The organism is Intrasporangium sp. (genome assembly GCF_030452765.1).
Lineage (GTDB): Bacteria > Actinomycetota > Actinomycetes > Actinomycetales > Dermatophilaceae > Intrasporangium_A.
In genome coordinates this window covers 18,829-35,315 of sequence record NZ_JAKDLO010000003.1, presented here as the reverse complement: position 1 = coordinate 35,315, position 16,487 = coordinate 18,829, and the positions used below count along the sequence as shown (strand labels likewise).

Sequence of the window (16,487 nt, the reverse complement as noted above, 5' to 3'; positions counted from 1 at the left end):
CGACATGTTCGCCCTCATCCGCAACACCCGCGGTGTCCAGCGCGGGATGATCCTGACCGGCGTCGTCCTCATCGTCCTGTTCGTCGTCCTGGCCGTCTTCGCACCGTTGATCGCGCCCTACGGGTTCAACGACGCGGGCGCGAACGGCCATGACTTCCCGATCCAGGCAGCGCCCTCGGCGGCGCACTGGTTCGGCACGAGCGTCGGGGGCGAGGACGTGTTCTCCCGCGTGGTGTACGGCGCCCGCACCGCTCTGGAGGTCGTCGTCCTCGCCGTCGTGTTCTCGCTGTGCATCGGCGTGCCCCTCGGCCTGATCTCGGGCTACGTCGGACGCTGGCTCGACCGGGTCCTCGTGCTCGTCACCGACGCGATGTACGCCTTCCCCTCGCTGCTGCTCGCGATCATCGTCGCCATCGTGCTGTCCGGGGGCCGGTCGGGTGTCACGGCCGGCATCATGGCGGCCGCCCTGTCGATCACCGTCGTGTTCATCCCCCAGTACTTCCGGGTGGTCCGCAACGCGACCCTGAGCGTCAAGGTCGAGCCCTACGTCGACGCGGCCCGCGTCGTGGGCACGCCCGTGCCGCGCATCCTGACCCGGCACATCTACTCCAACGTCCGCCAGACCCTGCCGATCATCGCCACGCTCAACGGGTCCGAGGCGATCCTGACCCTGGCCGGCCTCGGCTTCCTCGGCTTCGGGATCCAGCCGTCGGCGGCCGCCGAGTGGGGCTACGACCTGAACAAGGCGATGTCCGACGCGACCAACGGGATCTGGTGGACGGGGGTCTTCCCCGGGGCCGCGATCGTGCTCCTCGTGCTCGGGATCACCCTCGTCGGCGAGAGCCTCAACGACCTGCTCGACCCGCGACTGCGGGGCCGGCGCGGCGACACGAGCGAGGCGGATGCGGCGGAGGTCGCCGTCGAGGGTCTGTCGAGCCACGCCGCGATCGTGCGTCGAGCCGAGGGGGAACGGCGGGTGGCGACGCTCAGCCTGACCGACCTGACGGTCACCTTCCGGACCGACAGCGGCCCGGTGCACGCCGTCGACGGAATCAGCTTCGACGTGGCCCCGGGCGAGGTCGTCGCCGTCGTCGGCGAGTCCGGGTCGGGCAAGTCCGTCAGCTCCCGGGCCGTCCTGGGCCTGCTCCCCCCGACCGCCACCGTCTCGGGGTCGGCGACACTCAGCACCGAGTCCGGCGGTTCACACGAGCTCATCGGAGCCTCCGGCCAGACGCTGCAGGAAGTGCGCGGCGACGAGGTGTCGATGATCTTCCAGGAGCCGTCCACCGCGCTCAACCCGGTCTACACGATCGGCTGGCAGATCACCGAGGGGATCCGGGCCCACCAGAAGGTGAGCCGCCGGCACGCCCGCGCCCGGGCGATCGAGCTGCTCGACATGGTCGGTCTCCCGGACCCCAAGCGGCGCGTCGACTACTACCCGCACCAGCTCTCCGGCGGACAGAAGCAGCGGGTCGTCATCGCGATGGCCATCGCGTGCGAGCCCGACGTCATCGTCGCCGACGAGCCGACGACCGCTCTCGACGTGACTGTCCAGGCCGCGGTCCTGGAACTGCTCCTCGACCTGCGCGACCGGCTCGGTACCGCGATCGTCCTGATCACGCACAACATGGGCGTCGTCGCAGACATGGCCGACCGGGTGGTGGTGATGTACCACGGCAAGATCGTCGAGGAGGCCCCCGTCGGGCCGCTCTTCGCCGATCCGAAGCACCCCTACACCAGACGCCTGCTCGACGCCGTGCCGCACCTCGGCCACGGCGTCGGCGCCGACCTGTCCATGCAGGGAGGCGCCGAGCCCGTCCTCGAGATCGACGACCTCGTCGTCGAGTTCCCCGGCAGGTTCGGCCAGCCCAGCTTCCGGGCGGTCGACCACGTCTCCCTGACAGTGCACCGCGGCGAGGTGCTGGGCCTGGTCGGCGAGTCCGGCTCCGGCAAGTCGACCGTGGGCCGTTGCGTCGTCGGGCTGCAGAAACCGACGAGCGGGACGGTTCGGCTGGGCGGCCAGGTGGTCTCCGGGCTGTCTGACCGCGAGCTGAAGCCGCTGCGCAGCCGGTTCGGCTTCGTCTTCCAGGACCCGGCCGCCTCGCTCAACCCGCAGATGACCATCGGTGACTGCGTCGCCGAGCCGCTGCGGGCCGAGGGCCGCCTCAGCCCGTCCGAGCAGCGCGCCCACGTACGGGAGCTGCTCGAGCGGGTCGAGCTGCCGACCTCGTATCAGGAACGCTTCCCGCACGAGCTGTCCGGCGGTCAACGTCAGCGGGTCAGCCTGGCCCGGTCTCTGGCGCTGCGCCCGGAGGTGCTCATCGCCGACGAACCGACCTCGGCTCTCGACGTGTCGGTGCAGGCGCGCGTCCTCGAGCTGTTCGCGGAGCTGCAGGAGGAGCTGGAGTTCGCGTGCATCTTCATCAGCCATGACCTGGCCGTCGTCGACATGCTCGCCAACCGGGTCGCCGTCATGCAGCGCGGCCGGATCGTCGAGATCGGCTCCAGGGCGCAGGTGCTCGGCTCGCCGCAGCAGGAGTACACCAAACAGCTCATCGCCGCGGTTCCGGTGCCTGACCCGATCGAGCAGCGGCGCCGTCGCGAGGAGCGGGGCAACCTGCTCACGGACATCAGCTGAAGTCCCATTCCGGTGTCACGACCAAGGTGCCGTGACACCGCGTCCGTGGCCACGGACCGTCTGTCACGCCTCTTCGAGCAGCTCCGCGAGCACGCCCGCCTGGTTGTGTTCCTCATCCTTGGCCGAGTAGACCAGCGTCACGACGTCGTGGTCGGCGACGATCTCGCGCAGGTGCGTGAGCGCCGCACTGCCGTCGAGCTCCTCGCGGTAGCGGCGCCGGAACTCCTCGTACTTCTCGGGCTCGTGCCCGAACCACTTGCGCAGCTCCGTCGTGGGGCCGGCCTCCTTGTGCCACTCGCCGACATGTGCCCGCTCCTTGGAGATGCCGCGCGGCCAGACCCGGTCGACGAGCACCCGGTAGCCGTCCTCAGGCGACGGGTCCTCGTAGACCCGTTTGATGTGCACCGTTGCCATGGACGTGTCCTTCCCTCTCCTTCGAGACTAGCTGCGGGTATGCCGTCCACCCGACGCGTCTCGCCGGTCCACTCCGCGGACAGTCGGGAAGCCTCGCGGATATCGCCGCGTTGAGGCTGGCATGAAGGTCGACATCTGGTCCGATATCGCCTGCCCGTGGTGCTTCATCGGCAAGCGCCGGTTCGACGCAGCTCTCGACGGGTTCGCCCACCGCGAGGACGTCGAGGTGACCTGGCACAGCTACCAGCTCGACCCGAGCCTGCCGGAGCGCTACGACGGCACCGGGCTCGAGTACCTGTCGAGCCGCAAGGGCATGGCACCCGAGCAGGTGCGCCGGATGTTCGGGCGCATCAGCGGGATCGCCGCCGACGAGGGGCTCGACTACGACTTCGACTCGCTCGTCGTCGCCAACAGCCTGCGCGCCCACGAGGTGCTGCACCTCGCTGCAGAACGTGGCCTCGCCGGTGACGTCGAAGAGGCGCTTCTGTCGGCGCACTTCGAGCATGGTGAGGACGTCGGCTCACTCGAGGTGCTGGTCCGCGTCGGTATCCGGGCGGGGCTCGACGGGAGCGCGGTCGAGCAGGCTCTGGCCGACGGGCGCTACCGTGCCGCAGTGCAGTCCGACATCCGCCGTGCGGGCAGCCTTGGTATCCAAGGCGTGCCGTTCTTCGTCCTCGACGACAAGTACGGTGTCTCGGGGGCTCAGCCGACCGAGGTCTTCAGCCAGGCGCTCGAGCAGGTCTGGCGTGAGTCGAACCCCCTCGTCACAGTGAGTCCTGCCGAGGCGCAAGATGACTCGGCTGCATGCGGCCCGGACGGCTGCACCATCTGAGGGGCGGGCGGCATACCCGAGAGCCACGAGGGGCAGGATGGAGCCATGCTCGTGCAGGATGACGTATGCCGTTGAGCCGAGCGGGACGGGCACGTGACCCGCGCACCCCCGTCCTCGTCGCGCTCATGCTCGCGATGGCACTCATCGCGATGGACACGACGATCGTGGCCACCGCGATCCCGCAGGTCGTCGGCGACCTCGGCGGCTTCTCGCTGGTCGGCTGGGTCTTCTCGATCTACCTGCTGGCCCAGACGGTGACGATCCCGATCTACGGGAAGTTCGCCGACGTCTACGGGCGCAAGCCCATCCTCGTCATCGGCTCGGTCATCTTCCTGGTCGGCTCGGTCCTGTCGGCGTTCTCGTGGAACATGCTCGCCCTGATCGTCTTCCGCGGGCTGCAGGGCTTCGGGGCAGGAGCCATCGGGGCGACCGTGCAGACCCTGGCCGGTGACCTGTACGACATCCGGGAACGAGGCCGGATCCAGGGCTACCTCTCGAGCGTCTGGGGCATCTCCGCGGTCATCGCCCCCACGCTCGGTGGGATCTTCGCCCAGTACGCGAGCTGGCGGTGGATCTTCCTCGTCAACGTGCCGATCGGGGCGATCGCGCTGACGTTCATCATCCGGCGGGTCCATGAGGACGTGGAACACCACGAGCACCGGATCGACTGGGCCGGCGCCATGCTGCTGTTCCTCGCAGCCGGGCTCGGCATGTTCGGGCTGCTGCAGGGCGGGACGAGCTGGCCCTGGTGGTCGGCGCCCAGCGTGACGATCTTCGTCGCCGCCGCACTCGCTGGAGTCGTGGCGGTCCTCGTCGAGCAGCGCGCCGCGGAGCCGATCATGCCGATGTGGCTGTGGACCAAGCGGGTCACGGCCGGCTCCTACGTCGCCACGATCCTGGCCGGGCTTGCCGTCATCGGACTGTCGACCTTCCTGCCCACCTGGGCTCAGGCGGTGGGTGGCCTCAGCCCGGTCGCGGCCGGTTTCGTCCTGGCGACGATGAGCATGAGCTGGCCGGTCGCGTCCGGCTTGTCGAGCCGGCTCTACCTGCGCATCGGCTTCCGGAACACCGCGATCGTCGGCGCGTTCTTCGCGATCCTCTCGGGCGTCGTGTTCGTGTCCATCCAGCAGGACTCCTCGATCTGGCTGGCCGTGCTCGGCAGCCTGCTCATGGGCGCCGGGATGGGCCTGATCACGACCCCGCTCATCGTCGGGCTCCAGTCGATGGTCACCTGGTCGCAACGCGGGGTCATCACCGGTGGGGCGATGTTCTCCCGGTACCTCGGGCAGAGCCTCGGCGCAGCGGTCTTCGGCGCCATCACGAACCTGGTCCTGCTCGCTCGCCCTCGAGTCGACTCCCCCGGACCTGCGCGGTGTCGTCCCCTCGACCGTCGACGAGGTGAGCCGGGCCCTGCTCGGCCACCCGTCCGCGGCCGCCGAAGAGTTCATGCGCTCGGCCCTGCACGCCTCGACGCACGCGGTGTTCGTCGGGCTGCTCGCGGCCGGGGTCGCATCGCTGCTCGTGCTGCTCGTCGTCCCGCGCCACTTCCCCACCGCCGACGACCCCTCGACAGGCCAGCTCACCTCGAAGGGCCGGCTCACCTCGAAGGGCCGGCTCCCCTCGAAGGGCCGGCTCCCCTCGAAGGGCCGGCTCCCGTCGAAGGGCCGGCGGACCGGGCCGGGCGCGACCCCGGCCGACGAGGACCGACCGCCTGCTGCCCCAGGCACCTGACGCGCGACGGCACCACCGCAGGACAGCCGGCACAGCGGCATAACGGACGAGTCCGGGTAACGTGCGGGCATGCCCGACCTCGAGATCTTCGACGACCCTGACATCGCGCGGGTGCTGTGCGTGGTGGCCCATCCGGACGACATGGAGTACGGCGCCTCGGCCGCGGTCGCTGAATGGACCTCCCGTGGCATCGAGGTCGCCTACCTGCTGCTCACCTCCGGCGAGGCGGGGATCCGCGACCGCGACCCCGCTCAGGTGGGGCCACTGCGCGCCGAGGAGCAGCGGCGCGCCTGCGCCAGGGTCGGTGTGCACGACCTGACGATCCTCGACCTGCCCGACGGCGTGCTCCAGCCCGACCTGGCCACCCGCAGACACGTGGCGCGCCGGATCCGGCAGGTCCGGCCCGATGCGATCCTCTGCACCACGTGGGAGCTCGACGTGCCGTGGGGCCTCAACCACGCCGACCACCGGGCAGCCGGGCTTGCCACCGCCGATGCGATCCGTGACGCCGACAACCCGTGGGTCTTCCGGGAGCTGCGGGAGCAGGACGGCCTCGAGCCGTGGTCGACCCGGTGGCTGCTGGTGACCGGTATGACCCCGACCCACGCGATAGAGCTGGGCGGCGACGCGGTCGAGAAGGCCGTCGCCTCGCTCGAGGCGCACGAGGCCTACCTCGCTGCCCTGCCCGGCCATCCCGAGCCACGAGAGCTGGTCACCGGGATCGTCACCGGCGGCGGCGAGGCTGCTGGGGTCGACCGGGCGCTCGGCGTGCGGGCGATCCGGATGGGCTGAGCCATGGCCCGACCTGGTTCGGGAGTCCCGGTCCCGGGTAGCCTGACGAGAACGTCTGACGCTCCGGAGGGTCCATGGCACGCATCGCCATCATCGGCGGCCACGGCAAGGTGGCCCTTCTCGCTGCGCCGATCCTAATCGCGGCTGGGCACGATGTCGTCTCGATCGTGCGCAATCCCGACCACGTCGCTGACGTCGAGCAGACGGGCGCACGGGCTCAGGTCGCCGACGTGGAGACGCTGGACGAGCACGCGACCGAGGACCTGGTGCGCGGCTTCGATGCCGTCGTGTGGTCGGCGGGCGCCGGCGGAGGCAGCCCCGAGCGGACCTATGCCGTCGACCGTGACGCGGCGATCCGGACCATCGACGCTGCCTCCAGGGCGGGTGCGCGCCGGTTCGTCATGGTGTCCTACTTCCGCGCCGGACCGGATCATGGTGTCGCAGAAGGCGATTCGCTATTCCCATATGCACAGGCCAAGGCCGACGCGGACGCTCATCTCGCGGCCGGCGACCTCGACTGGACGATCCTGCAGCCGAGCCTGCTGACGACGGAGCCCGGTAGCGGCAAGGTCGACGTCGGGCCCGACCAGCCCACCCGGCGCGTGTCACGGGCCAATGTCGCCGCTGCCATCGCGGTGGTGCTCGCTTCGCCGACGACCTACCGGCGGGTCTATGAGTTCAACGACGGGAGCACCCCGATCGCCGACGCTTTCACCGGGGCTGACGCGGACTGAGCGGTCCCCGTCCGAAGCCGTGCAGTCCGGATCTCGCGCCTCGCTGGGCGGGGCACGGCAGGCAACGACTTCGCCGCCGCGGTGCTCTTCCTGCTACACCGACGTGGGATCGTCGATCACTCCTGATCGAGCGCGCTGTGGTGGCAAGCGTGCGCTGGTGGACCGTGGTGGCGCGCCTCATCCCGTCGATGCCACGGTGGGCTCCGCGACATACCCTGCGGTATGACGTTCAGTGGACTTCCGCACGCCGCCGTCGACTTCTACGCAGCCCTCGAGAAGGACAACAGCCGAGCGTTCTGGCAGACCGAGCGGGAGACCTACGAGCGTGACGTGCGCGGACCCATGACGGCCCTGCTCGACCTGCTCGAGGACGAGTTCGGCCCGGGCAAGGTGTTCCGCCCGAACCGCAACCTGCGCTTCTCCCGGGACAAGACTCCGTACAAGACAAGCCAGGGGATCTTCGTCGGCGCCGGCTCCTACACGGGGTGGTACGCCGAGGTGTCCGCCGACGGCTTCCGCCTCGGCGGCGGCTTCTACCACCCCGATGCCCCGGCCCTCGCGGCCTACCGACGGGCTGTCGACAGCCCGGACGGTGCCGCGCTCGCCGAGATCGTCGAGGCGCTTCGGACGGATGACTGGGAGGTCGGCGGCGACCGTCTGCGCACGGCACCCCGCGGCTGGAGCCGCGACCATCCGAGGATCGACCTGCTCCGGCACCGGTCGCTTACCGCGATGCGGTCCGTCGATGACCCTGACATCGTCACCACGCCTGCCCTCGCGGAGCACGTGCGTTCGTCGTGGCGCCAGGTGCGACCCCTCGTCGAGTGGGTCGCCGCGGCGGTGCGCGTGGCAAGCGCCGGATGACCGTGTCCCTCGGGGTGCACGCGTGGCTGGACCGGGAGCGCTGTGGCCTGCGGAAGGACGGAGGGCGGCAGGACGTTGCAGCAGCATGGAGAAGATCGGGTTCCTCTCGTTCGGCACTGGACGCCCTCACCGCACTCGGCCACACGCAGCGCCTCCGACGCACTGCTCCACTCTCGATCTCTCCTTCACGCCTCTGGCCTCCAGCTCGTCTTTGGTCTGACAAGCCGGAACATAGAGGCAGGCGGGTCGAGAGTGGGGCCAAATCAAGCCATCACAACGGCCCTAACTGGGGCCACTTGAGGCTGTCACAACCACCCGCAGGCTCTTGGGCAGCAGCAGCCGCCCCGAGACCTCGCCGGAGACCTGCGCTCAGGGCACCACTGCGCAGTCCTTCGCGGCCTTCGCCAGGCGAGCGTCCAGCGTGAGCAGCTGGCAGCCAGCCGCGCGAGCGAGCACCACGTACATGGCGTCGTACGCAGTGAGGTTGTGGCGAAGCGCGTGCACGGCAGGAAGCAGCGACATCATCGCTACTTGCTCGATTCCCAGGATCTCGAACTCGCTGAATGCCCTCAACGCCTGCGGCTCGGTCACGTGGCCACCCAGGGACCAGCCGCGGATGACCGACGCCACCTCGGCGGTGAGATGCTGAGGCGCAAGCAGTTCATGGTCGCCGAGCAAAGCGGCCGCGGCAGCACCCCGCGCTGTCCCGAGGAGAGTCTCCGCAACCGTCGACGCGTCGACAACCAGAGTCATCGACGCGGTCGCTGCTCGGCGAGTACATCCTCGGCCGGCGGAAGGTCCGCGATCCCCCGGCGAGCAATCCGTTCCATGAGCTCGGCTCGGCTCGGGCGAGTGGCTATCCGTTCGAGTTCTCTGAGGAGGTAGTCGCTGAGTGAGCGGCCCTCGAGTGCCGCCTTTGCCTTGAGCGCGCGGCTCGTCGCCTCAGGCACGTTGCGGACCTGGATCGTCGTCATGCATAGAGCATACGCGTCATGCAACTTGCATGGCAGCCGTACATATCAGCCATCGCTAGGATGCCGCGTACAAGGGTGCTCTTGCCGGAACCGCAGTATCCGGACACCCCGATGACGACGGGTCGGCCGCATTCCTTGCGACGACGCGCAATCAACGCTGTCACCCGATGGACATCAGAGACCGGCTCTGCCGCGACGTCTGTTACGCGACCTCAAGCGGCGTGATCGCGGCAATCTTGTCCCGCAGCGCACGACGCTCGAGCCGCAACTCGTAGTTCGACTGAAGGTTCATCCAGAGCTCTTCGGACGTCCCGAAGTACCGCGCCAGACGGATCGCCGTGTCAGCGGTTATGCCCCGCTTGCCGTGGACGATCTCGTTGATCCGCCGCGGCGGCACGCCGATCGCCACAGCGAGCTTGTTCTGCGTCAGCCCGAACCCCTCGATGAATTCCTCCATCAGGACCTCTCCCGGGACCTGATCATGAGGCAAACATATAACGCAACGCGTCAATAACGCTAGACGTTAAACCTGAACTCGACCGCGTTCCGTAACGGAACAACGCTTTGACATTCTCCAGAGCGACTGCCCCGGCAGGATCGAACTGCCGCCGTCAGCCGAGCGCGAGCGTCTCCACCGGCTGGCCGGTGATCTCTGCGATCAGATCGAAATCCTTGTCGACCGCGAGGACCGTCAGGCCGGCCTTCTCCGCGGTCGCAGCGATGAGGAGGTCCGGGATGGACGGCGCGCGATGCTGCCCACGATCGGCGAGGAGCATCTGAACCTCCCATGCGCGGTCCTCCATCGCAGGCGTCAGGCGCTCGATCGGCATGAGCAACAGCGGCGGGAGTCCGAACGCCTCGCGGCCCGCCTCGCCCGAGCGCGCGGAGAACCCGAGCTCAAGTCTTGTCACGGTCGAGAGATGCACCAAGCCTCGCTCGATGCGCACGTTCCACTCCGCGATGTCCACAGCCTGGCCCGCCTGCATCCGCACGTAAGCCGACCTGTCGACGAGCCAGTTCGTCACTGCCACGCAGCATCCATCACATCAGCGTCGGCAAGGTCCCCGAACACGCCCGCCGAACGATTCCAGTCGTCTGCCGTGATCGTCACGGCAACGGGGGCGGATGCTTCCTTCTCGAGGCGACGGCGCAGGAACTCGTTGCGGGACAGGCCCAGCGCAGCCGCCTCCGCATCGATGCGCTCGACGGCAATGTCACTGAGCCCACGAATCAACACGTTCGTCATGACCATCCCTCCACCTAGTGTGATATCATGATAGCACGAGAGAGTCCGAGTCGGTCAACCTCCAGGGAAGGTCCGTCGCCGCCACGATCAGTGACATCGAGCGCCAGATCATCGCGGCGGACCGTCAGATGGATGCCATCGGTCATGCAGTCTGCAACGGCGCGATGGAGTCGATCCGGTCTCGCAGCGCACGACGCTCGAGCCGCAACTCGTAGTTCGACTGAAGGTTCATCCAGAGCTCTTCGGACGTCCCGAAGTACCGCGCCAGACGGATCGCCGTGTCAGCGGTTATGCCCCGCTTGCCGTGGACGATCTCGTTGATCCGCCGCGGCGGCACGCCGATCGCCACAGCGAGCTTGTTCTGCGTCAGCCCGAACCTCTCGATGAATTCCTTCATCAGGACCTCTCCCGGGTGGATCGGCTCGATGAGATCGCTCTCAGTGGTAGTCGACGAGTTCGACATCTTCCGCACCTCCATCTCTCCAGACGCAGCAGCGACGCCACTGCGCATTCACGCGGATGCTGTGCTGACCACGACGGTCGCCGACCAACCGTTCCAGCCGATTCCCCGGAGGAATCCGGAGATCCTCCACGTCCTTGTCCGCATGGATCAGCTCAAGCTTCCGCAGGGTCGTCCGCTGCGCCGTTCGATCGACACGCTTGACGTACTGCTCGTGCCAGATGAGTTCGGTGTCCTTGCTCCCGAACGACCTGATCACGAGGCAAATATAACGCAACGCGTCAATAACGCTAGACGTTAAACCTGAACTCGACCACGTCACCGTCGGCCATGACGTAGTCCTTGCCCTCCATCCGCACCCGGCCCGCCGCCTTGGCCGCCGCCATCGACCCGGCTTCGACAAGGTCGTCGAACGAGACGACCTCGGCCTTGATGAAGCCGCGCTGGAAGTCCGTGTGGATGACGCCCGCCGCCTGCGGTGCGGTCCACCCCTGCTTGATCGTCCAGGCCCTGGCCTCCTTCGGGCCTGCGGTGAGATAGGTCTGCAGCCCCAAGGTGTGAAACCCCTTGCGCGCCAGCTGATCCAGCCCGGACTCCGCGGCACCGAAGCCCTGCAGCATCTCGAGCGCCTCGTCCGGCGCCATGTCCCTGAGGTCCATCTCGAGCTTGGCGTTGAGGCACACCGCATCGGCCGGCGCGACTGACTCGACGAGCTCCTGCTTGAGCGCCTCGTCGGTCAGCTGGGCCTCGTCGAGGTTGAACACGTAGATGAACGGTTTCGTCGTGAGCAGACCCAGCCCCGTCGCGACCTGCAGATCGAGCCCGGCAGCCGGCCCAGCGGCATACAGCGTCTGCCCGTCCTCGAGCACCCGCTGCGCGGCGAGCGCCGTGTCCAGTACCGCTTTGTCGGTCTTCTTCGCCCTGACCTCCTTCTCGAGGCGAGGCACCGCCTTCTCGAGCGTCTGCAGGTCGGCCAGGCACAGCTCCGTCTCGATGACCTCCATGTCGGAGCGCGGGTCGACCTTGCCGTCGACGTGCACGACGTCGTCGTCCTCGAACGCGCGCACCACCTGGCAGATCGCATCTGACTCGCGGATGTTGGCTAGGAACTTGTTGCCCAGCCCCTCCCCCTCGCTCGCACCGCGGACCAGACCGGCGATGTCGACGAAGCTCACCGTCGCAGGCACGATCCGCTCGCTCTTGAACAGGTCGGCAAGCGTGCCGAGCCGTTCGTCGGGCAGCGCGACGACGCCGATGTTCGGCTCGATCGTCGCGAAGGGGTAGTTCGCCGCGAGGACCTGGTTCTTGGTCAGCGCGTTGAAGAGCGTTGACTTGCCGACGTTCGGGAGACCGACGATTCCGATGGTGAGTGCCACAAGACGGAGAGTCTAGTTGGCGCGTGGCGGGCGCCCGACCAGCCTGTATGCCGCTCAGCTGGCTCCCGCGGTCAGGCTGGCCGGGGCGCCGGCTCGGCCGCCGAGTCATGTCGCACCTGGGCACGGTGACCGGTCATGTCGCCAGTCATGTCGCACGGCCGGCCATCTCCAGCGCTCAGCTCGAGGTCATGCCGCGACATGACCCGCGACTTGACGCCCTGTCATGGCTCAGGACCGCGCCGGTCTCGACTGGGAACGGACACTGCACAGCTGGCGCGACTGCGCGACGAGGTTGCCGGCCGAGTCCCAGATCGTCGCGTCCTCCTCCATGAGGTCGCCGGTCGTGGTGTCGCTCGACAGGACGACCCGCAGCCAGCCGGGTGCGGGACGACGACGGATGTGGCCGGTGAACTCGAGAGTCGGCGCCCAGCCGTAGATGCCGAGGTCGAAAGCCACCGGAGGAAAGGCGTCGAGTGCCCACATGAGCATCGTCGTGTCCGGCTCGCGGCCGTCCTTGAGCCGGAGCCAGCCCCGCATGAGACCGCGCATCGACGGCTTGCCCATGGCCCATCCGGCGGTATCAGGGTCTAGGCGCAGGTCGAGCCGGTCGAGGAAGGGGCTCTGGCTGAGGAAGTCGGGTGGGGCGGCGTCGGAGGGGACGCACCGATCTGGTGGCGGCAGGTCGGGAGGGCTGGCCTGCCGAGCCGTGTCGATGGTGTCGTGGTTGCCCAGCGAGGCGAGGGCCCGCATCCGCTCGACCGGCGTGCCGTCAGTGCCGGGCTGCCACACGCTGATCTGGCCGGTCGAGAGCCGGCGCCCGCAGCGGAGCGTCTCGGTCTCGACGGTGCACGGCCCGCCGAGGGATGCTGTCATGAAGTACGCGGAGAGCACGACCGGGTCGACGTGGCGGTTCGTCTCGGCGGGGTCCTCGGCGAGGTGCCTGCCCAGCGCGGTCAGCCCGAGCGCCATGGCAACGCCCCCGTTGATCGCGTTGCCGATCGTCCAGCCGTCGTGGAAGGCGCCGCTCCACCGTCCGGGGGACTCGGGACGTAGCTGCATGGCCGCATCGAACTCGTGCACGGGTCATCTCTAGCAGACACTGTCGGTGCCGGCTGACAGGGTGACGGGCATGGACACGGTCACACTTCTCACAGGCCTGCTCGTCGGCGTCATCCTCGGTGCGGTGCTGGCGTGGTCGTGGGTGCGCGCCGGGCTGCTCGCGCGAGCCGTGAGTGCCGAGTCGGAGCGCGACGTGCTCCGCAGCCGGGTCGAGCATCTCGAGACGACGCGGGAGGACGACGAGGCAACGCGGCTCCTCCTCGCGCCGCTGCGCGAGACGATCGGCCGGGTCGAGCGCCAGGTGGGGGCGTTGGAGCGTGACCGCGTGCATCAGTTCGGTGAGCTCAGTGAGCGGCTGGGTGCCGTCGGTGTCTCGACGGAGTCGCTCCGGTCCGAGACCGCCTCGCTGGCGAGCGCGCTCAATGCGTCGTCGGTCCGCGGCGCGTGGGGAGAGCTGCAGCTGCGGCGGGTCCTCGATCTGTCCGGGCTGCTGGTGCACTGCGACTTCGACGAGCAGGTGTCAGCGGTGAGCCGGCACGGTGCGGCCGTGCGGCCCGACGTCGTGATCAACCTGCCCGGCGGACGCCACGTCGTCGTCGACAGCAAGGCGCCGATGACCCACTTCCTGCAGGCCCAGGGCGACGGGGTCGGGGAGGCGGAGCGCAACAGCCTGCTCAAGGCGCACGCCGCGGCGCTGCGTCGACACGTCGAGTCGCTCGCCGGCAAGGGGTACTGGACCGCGTTCGACCGCTCCCCGGAGCTTGTCGTCTGCTTCGTCCCGGGTGAGGCGGTGCTCGGCGCCGCATTGGCCGGTGATCCCGGCCTCTACGAGCACGCCCTGTCCCGCAAGGTGGTCCTCGCCTCGCCCGGCACGCTCTTCGCCGTGCTGCGCACCATCGGGGCGATCTGGCAGCAGCAGGCGCTGGAGCAGAACGCCCGAGAGCTGCTGCGCCTCGGGCACGACCTGCACGCTCGGCTCACGACGCTCGGCAAGCACGTCGTGGGGATGGGGCAGAGCCTCGCAAAGTCGGTCGAGCAGTACAACCAGTTCGTCGGCACTCTCGAGTCGAGGGTCATGGTCACGGCACGTCGGATGCGAGAGCTCGACCTCGTCTCGCAGGACGCACCCGGCCTGGAGCCGATCACGGCCGGGCCTCGCTTGCTCAGCGCCCACGAGCTCGTCGGCGAGACCGGGTGCGCAGCCGCAACCAGTGATGCGCGAGACGACGCCTTCCTCAGCGAGCAGACAAGGCATGCGGACGATCCGCAGGAGGCCACGAGGAGCGCCTGACCTGCCCTTCTCCGGAGCACCTGCCACGATGGTTCCCGTGCCCGAGCACGTGACACCCCTGCCCAGCGGCGACATCCGTGGCAGCGCGCGGACGGTGCCTTCCGCGACCCAGCGCGCCGAGCGCGGGATTGCCCTGCTCGCTCCGGCCGTGCGCGGTGTCGTCCTCGTCCAGATCATCCTCGCTGCGATGGCCAATGTGCGGGTATCAGCGCACCCCATCGGCTACGTGGCTCTCACCGTGGCGGTTGTCGCCGTCTCGGTCCTGGCCATGCTCCAGTGCCTCGCCCTGCGGTCGGTGCGCCGTGGAGCCTGGCACGTGCCAGACCTCGCCCTGGCCTGGCTGGCCCTCCCTGCGATGAACCTGCTCATGCCCGGTCACGTCGTCGGGGACTGGGGCTCCTGGGCGACCGGGTACGCAATCAACGTGGCCGCCCTGTCGGCGTCGTGGCTGCCGCCCACCGTCGTCGTGAGCACCTCGCTGGGGCTCGCTGCCTGGTGCTTCACGTGGAAGCTGGCATCCGGCGAGGGCTCTTGGCCAAGCCTGCTCACCGACTCCTTGACCATCCCCGGCTACGCCATCGTCGTGGCGCTGCTCCTCCACTATCTTCGTGGCCTCGCCGCCGACGTGGACCAGGCTCGCGAGGACGCGGTCGCAGCGACTCGGGCGCTCGAGCTGCAGCGATACCAGCTCACGGTCCACGACGCGACCAGTGTGCTGCGGCTGCTCTCCGACGAGGAGACTCCGGTAGAAGTCCTGCCCGGCCTGAGACGTCAGGCCGACCTCGAGGCGAGGCGCCTGCGGACCTACCTCGGCGAACCGGCGCCGCGCCCTACCGATGACGGTCAGCGAACGGTCGGGACCATGGTGGCAGCCGCCGTGCAAGGGTTCGAAGACCTGCCACTGGAGCTGGCCATCGAGCTCGGCGCTCAGGTCCCGCTTCCGGACCAGGTCTGGGCGGCGACCGGCGGGGCCGTGACCACCGTGCTGCACAACGTCCGTCTCCACGCCGAGGCCAGACAGGTGGTGGTGCACGCCGATACCGACGGGTCCACGTGGGAGGTCGTCGTCTCCGACGACGGCGTCGGGTTCGACCAGGACCGGCAACCCCTCGGCTTCGGGCTGAACACCCAGGTCCGAGAGGTCCTCAGCGGCCTCGACGTCCGGACTCGGATCGAGTCCGCGCCGGGGCGAGGGACGACGGTCACCATGGTGGGCCGGCTGACGACACCGGCACCGGAGCAGACGACCGAGCCGCAGCGTGGCGGGACCCACCGCCGTGGCTGAGACGAGCGACCACGGCGAGGGAGCCGGCCCACCCCGAGTCGTCGTGATCGACGACAGCACCGTGATCCGAGGCGGTTTCGCCACCGTTCACCCCGGTCTCGACGTCATCGCCACGTATGCCGCCGTCGAGGACTTCGAGGCTCATCCGGTCGCTTGCGACGTCGTCGTCCTCGACCTGCTACTGCGGCGTCCTGAGCCGCAGGCTCCATCGTCGGCCAAGCAGGGCCGGGCAGCGATTCGCACCGTGCGTGACCTCGGCTATCGGATCTGCATCTACACCGACGAACGGCGCTCCCTGGTCCTTGCTCTCTGTCTGAGGGCAGGCGCCGACGGCGTCGTGCACAAGTCCGACCCGCCAGAGGTCGCCGTCCAGGCCGTGCGCGACATCCGGCAGGGTCAGGTCGTCGTCACCCAATCCCTGGTCGGGCTCACCGAGCTGCTCGACCGGCGTGGCGCCACACTCGAGCTCAGCCCACGGCAGCGGCAGGTCATCTCGGCGCGTGCCCGCGGGCGGCACTGGAAGGACCTCGCCGCGACGCTGTACATCACCGAGGGCGTGGCCCGGGAGCACTATCAGGCCGCCTGTGTGAAACTGCGCCACTACCTACGTGACACGAGCCCGGGCGACATCGAGCGGGCCGTCGGCATCGGGCCCGGGGACCTCTTCGACGACGAGTGACCCCCCATTATCGGGGGTTACGCCGCCCACCCTGCTCTTGGCACCGTGGTACCAAGCCGATCCGCGCAGAGTGGACCTGGGGAGAGGATGGGTTCGGATGGGGCGCCGCGAG

The 16,487-nt window shown here is 68.9% G+C and carries 19 protein-coding genes and 1 pseudogene; 9 read left to right on the top strand and 11 right to left on the bottom strand.

The genetic code is table 11. The features are described 5' to 3' along the window. Window positions 1-4: 4 nt before the first annotated feature. On the top strand, window positions 5-2,638 hold the full coding sequence (locus L0H79_RS22115; RefSeq protein WP_367652418.1) for a dipeptide ABC transporter ATP-binding protein: 2,634 nt from the start codon (window positions 5-7) through the stop codon (window positions 2,636-2,638). Window positions 2,639-2,701: 63 nt separating this feature from the next. Here the strand turns inward: L0H79_RS22115 and L0H79_RS00910 are convergent, their stop codons facing one another. Beyond that, on the bottom strand, window positions 2,702-3,052 hold the full coding sequence (locus L0H79_RS00910) for a DUF488 domain-containing protein (RefSeq protein WP_301482648.1): 351 nt from the start codon (window positions 3,050-3,052) through the stop codon (window positions 2,702-2,704). A gap of 121 nt (window positions 3,053-3,173) precedes the next feature. Between L0H79_RS00910 and L0H79_RS00905 the strand changes: the two genes are divergently transcribed. The 5 genes from L0H79_RS00905 to L0H79_RS00885 all read left to right on the top strand — a co-directional run bounded on the left by L0H79_RS00905 (window position 3,174) and on the right by L0H79_RS00885 (window position 8,005). Beyond that, a complete protein-coding gene (locus L0H79_RS00905; RefSeq protein WP_301482647.1) occupies window positions 3,174-3,884 on the top strand; it encodes a DsbA family protein in 711 nt (236 codons plus the stop codon). 65 nt (window positions 3,885-3,949) lie between these two features. Continuing rightward, window positions 3,950-5,716: an MDR family MFS transporter gene (locus tag L0H79_RS00900; protein ID WP_301482646.1), complete on the top strand. Its 1,767-nt coding sequence runs from the start codon at window positions 3,950-3,952 to the stop codon at window positions 5,714-5,716. Beyond that, window positions 5,685-6,407, top strand: coding sequence for a PIG-L deacetylase family protein (locus tag L0H79_RS00895; RefSeq protein ID WP_301482645.1), 723 nt, complete (start codon window positions 5,685-5,687; stop codon window positions 6,405-6,407). Before L0H79_RS00900 ends, L0H79_RS00895 begins: the two co-directional genes overlap by 32 nt. 74 nt (window positions 6,408-6,481) lie before the next feature. After that, window positions 6,482-7,141 (top strand): NAD(P)-dependent oxidoreductase, encoded by a 660-nt coding sequence (locus L0H79_RS00890; RefSeq protein ID WP_301482644.1) that lies wholly within the window; start codon window positions 6,482-6,484, stop codon window positions 7,139-7,141. Window positions 7,142-7,363: 222 nt separating this feature from the next. After that, window positions 7,364-8,005: a DUF2461 domain-containing protein gene (locus L0H79_RS00885; protein ID WP_301482643.1), complete on the top strand. Its 642-nt coding sequence runs from the start codon at window positions 7,364-7,366 to the stop codon at window positions 8,003-8,005. Window positions 8,006-8,374: 369 nt separating this feature from the next. Here the strand turns inward: L0H79_RS00885 and L0H79_RS00880 are convergent, their stop codons facing one another. The 10 genes and pseudogenes from L0H79_RS00880 to L0H79_RS00840 all read right to left on the bottom strand — a co-directional run bounded on the left by L0H79_RS00880 (window position 8,375) and on the right by L0H79_RS00840 (window position 13,141). Continuing rightward, window positions 8,375-8,758, bottom strand: a complete 384-nt coding sequence (locus tag L0H79_RS00880; protein ID WP_301482642.1) for a type II toxin-antitoxin system VapC family toxin — start codon at window positions 8,756-8,758, stop codon at window positions 8,375-8,377. Next, the gene (locus L0H79_RS00875) at window positions 8,755-8,979 is read right to left on the bottom strand and encodes an antitoxin (RefSeq protein WP_301482641.1); all 225 of its coding nucleotides are present in this window, start codon (window positions 8,977-8,979) and stop codon (window positions 8,755-8,757) included. The genes L0H79_RS00880 and L0H79_RS00875 overlap by 4 nt, the downstream gene beginning before the upstream one ends. Continuing rightward, a pseudogene (locus tag L0H79_RS22110) lies at window positions 8,976-9,146 on the bottom strand (hypothetical protein); the annotation flags it as partial. The pseudogene L0H79_RS22110 and the gene L0H79_RS00875, both read right to left, overlap by 4 nt. Window positions 9,147-9,181: 35 nt before the next feature. After that, complete coding sequence (locus L0H79_RS00870; RefSeq protein WP_301482669.1) at window positions 9,182-9,475, bottom strand: HigA family addiction module antitoxin; 294 nt, start codon at window positions 9,473-9,475, stop codon at window positions 9,182-9,184. 115 nt (window positions 9,476-9,590) lie between these two features. Further along, window positions 9,591-10,004, bottom strand: coding sequence for a PIN domain nuclease (locus tag L0H79_RS00865; protein ID WP_301482640.1), 414 nt, complete (start codon window positions 10,002-10,004; stop codon window positions 9,591-9,593). Then, window positions 10,001-10,231: a hypothetical protein gene (locus tag L0H79_RS00860; protein WP_301482639.1), complete on the bottom strand. Its 231-nt coding sequence runs from the start codon at window positions 10,229-10,231 to the stop codon at window positions 10,001-10,003. Before L0H79_RS00860 ends, L0H79_RS00865 begins: the two co-directional genes overlap by 4 nt. 136 nt (window positions 10,232-10,367) lie before the next feature. Continuing rightward, complete coding sequence (locus L0H79_RS00855) at window positions 10,368-10,688, bottom strand: HigA family addiction module antitoxin (protein WP_301482638.1); 321 nt, start codon at window positions 10,686-10,688, stop codon at window positions 10,368-10,370. After that, window positions 10,663-10,944, bottom strand: a complete 282-nt coding sequence (locus tag L0H79_RS00850) for a type II toxin-antitoxin system RelE/ParE family toxin (RefSeq protein ID WP_301482637.1) — start codon at window positions 10,942-10,944, stop codon at window positions 10,663-10,665. Before L0H79_RS00850 ends, L0H79_RS00855 begins: the two co-directional genes overlap by 26 nt. Window positions 10,945-10,975: 31 nt before the next feature. Then, window positions 10,976-12,061 (bottom strand): redox-regulated ATPase YchF, encoded by a 1,086-nt coding sequence (ychF, locus tag L0H79_RS00845; protein WP_301482636.1) that lies wholly within the window; start codon window positions 12,059-12,061, stop codon window positions 10,976-10,978. 228 nt (window positions 12,062-12,289) lie between these two features. Further along, on the bottom strand, window positions 12,290-13,141 hold the full coding sequence (locus L0H79_RS00840) for a thioesterase family protein (protein WP_301482635.1): 852 nt from the start codon (window positions 13,139-13,141) through the stop codon (window positions 12,290-12,292). Window positions 13,142-13,190: 49 nt separating this feature from the next. On the opposite strand from L0H79_RS00840, the gene L0H79_RS00835 reads away from it, so the two are divergent. From L0H79_RS00835 to L0H79_RS00825, 3 genes are read left to right on the top strand one after another with little or no spacing between them, the layout of a single operon-like run. Beyond that, a complete protein-coding gene (locus L0H79_RS00835; RefSeq protein ID WP_301482634.1) occupies window positions 13,191-14,411 on the top strand; it encodes a DNA recombination protein RmuC in 1,221 nt (406 codons plus the stop codon). A gap of 37 nt (window positions 14,412-14,448) precedes the next feature. Beyond that, complete coding sequence (locus L0H79_RS00830; RefSeq protein WP_301482633.1) at window positions 14,449-15,696, top strand: sensor histidine kinase; 1,248 nt, start codon at window positions 14,449-14,451, stop codon at window positions 15,694-15,696. Further along, window positions 15,689-16,375, top strand: a complete 687-nt coding sequence (locus L0H79_RS00825) for a DNA-binding response regulator (RefSeq protein ID WP_301482632.1) — start codon at window positions 15,689-15,691, stop codon at window positions 16,373-16,375. The genes L0H79_RS00830 and L0H79_RS00825 overlap by 8 nt, the downstream gene beginning before the upstream one ends. The last annotated feature ends 112 nt before the right edge of the window (window positions 16,376-16,487 follow it).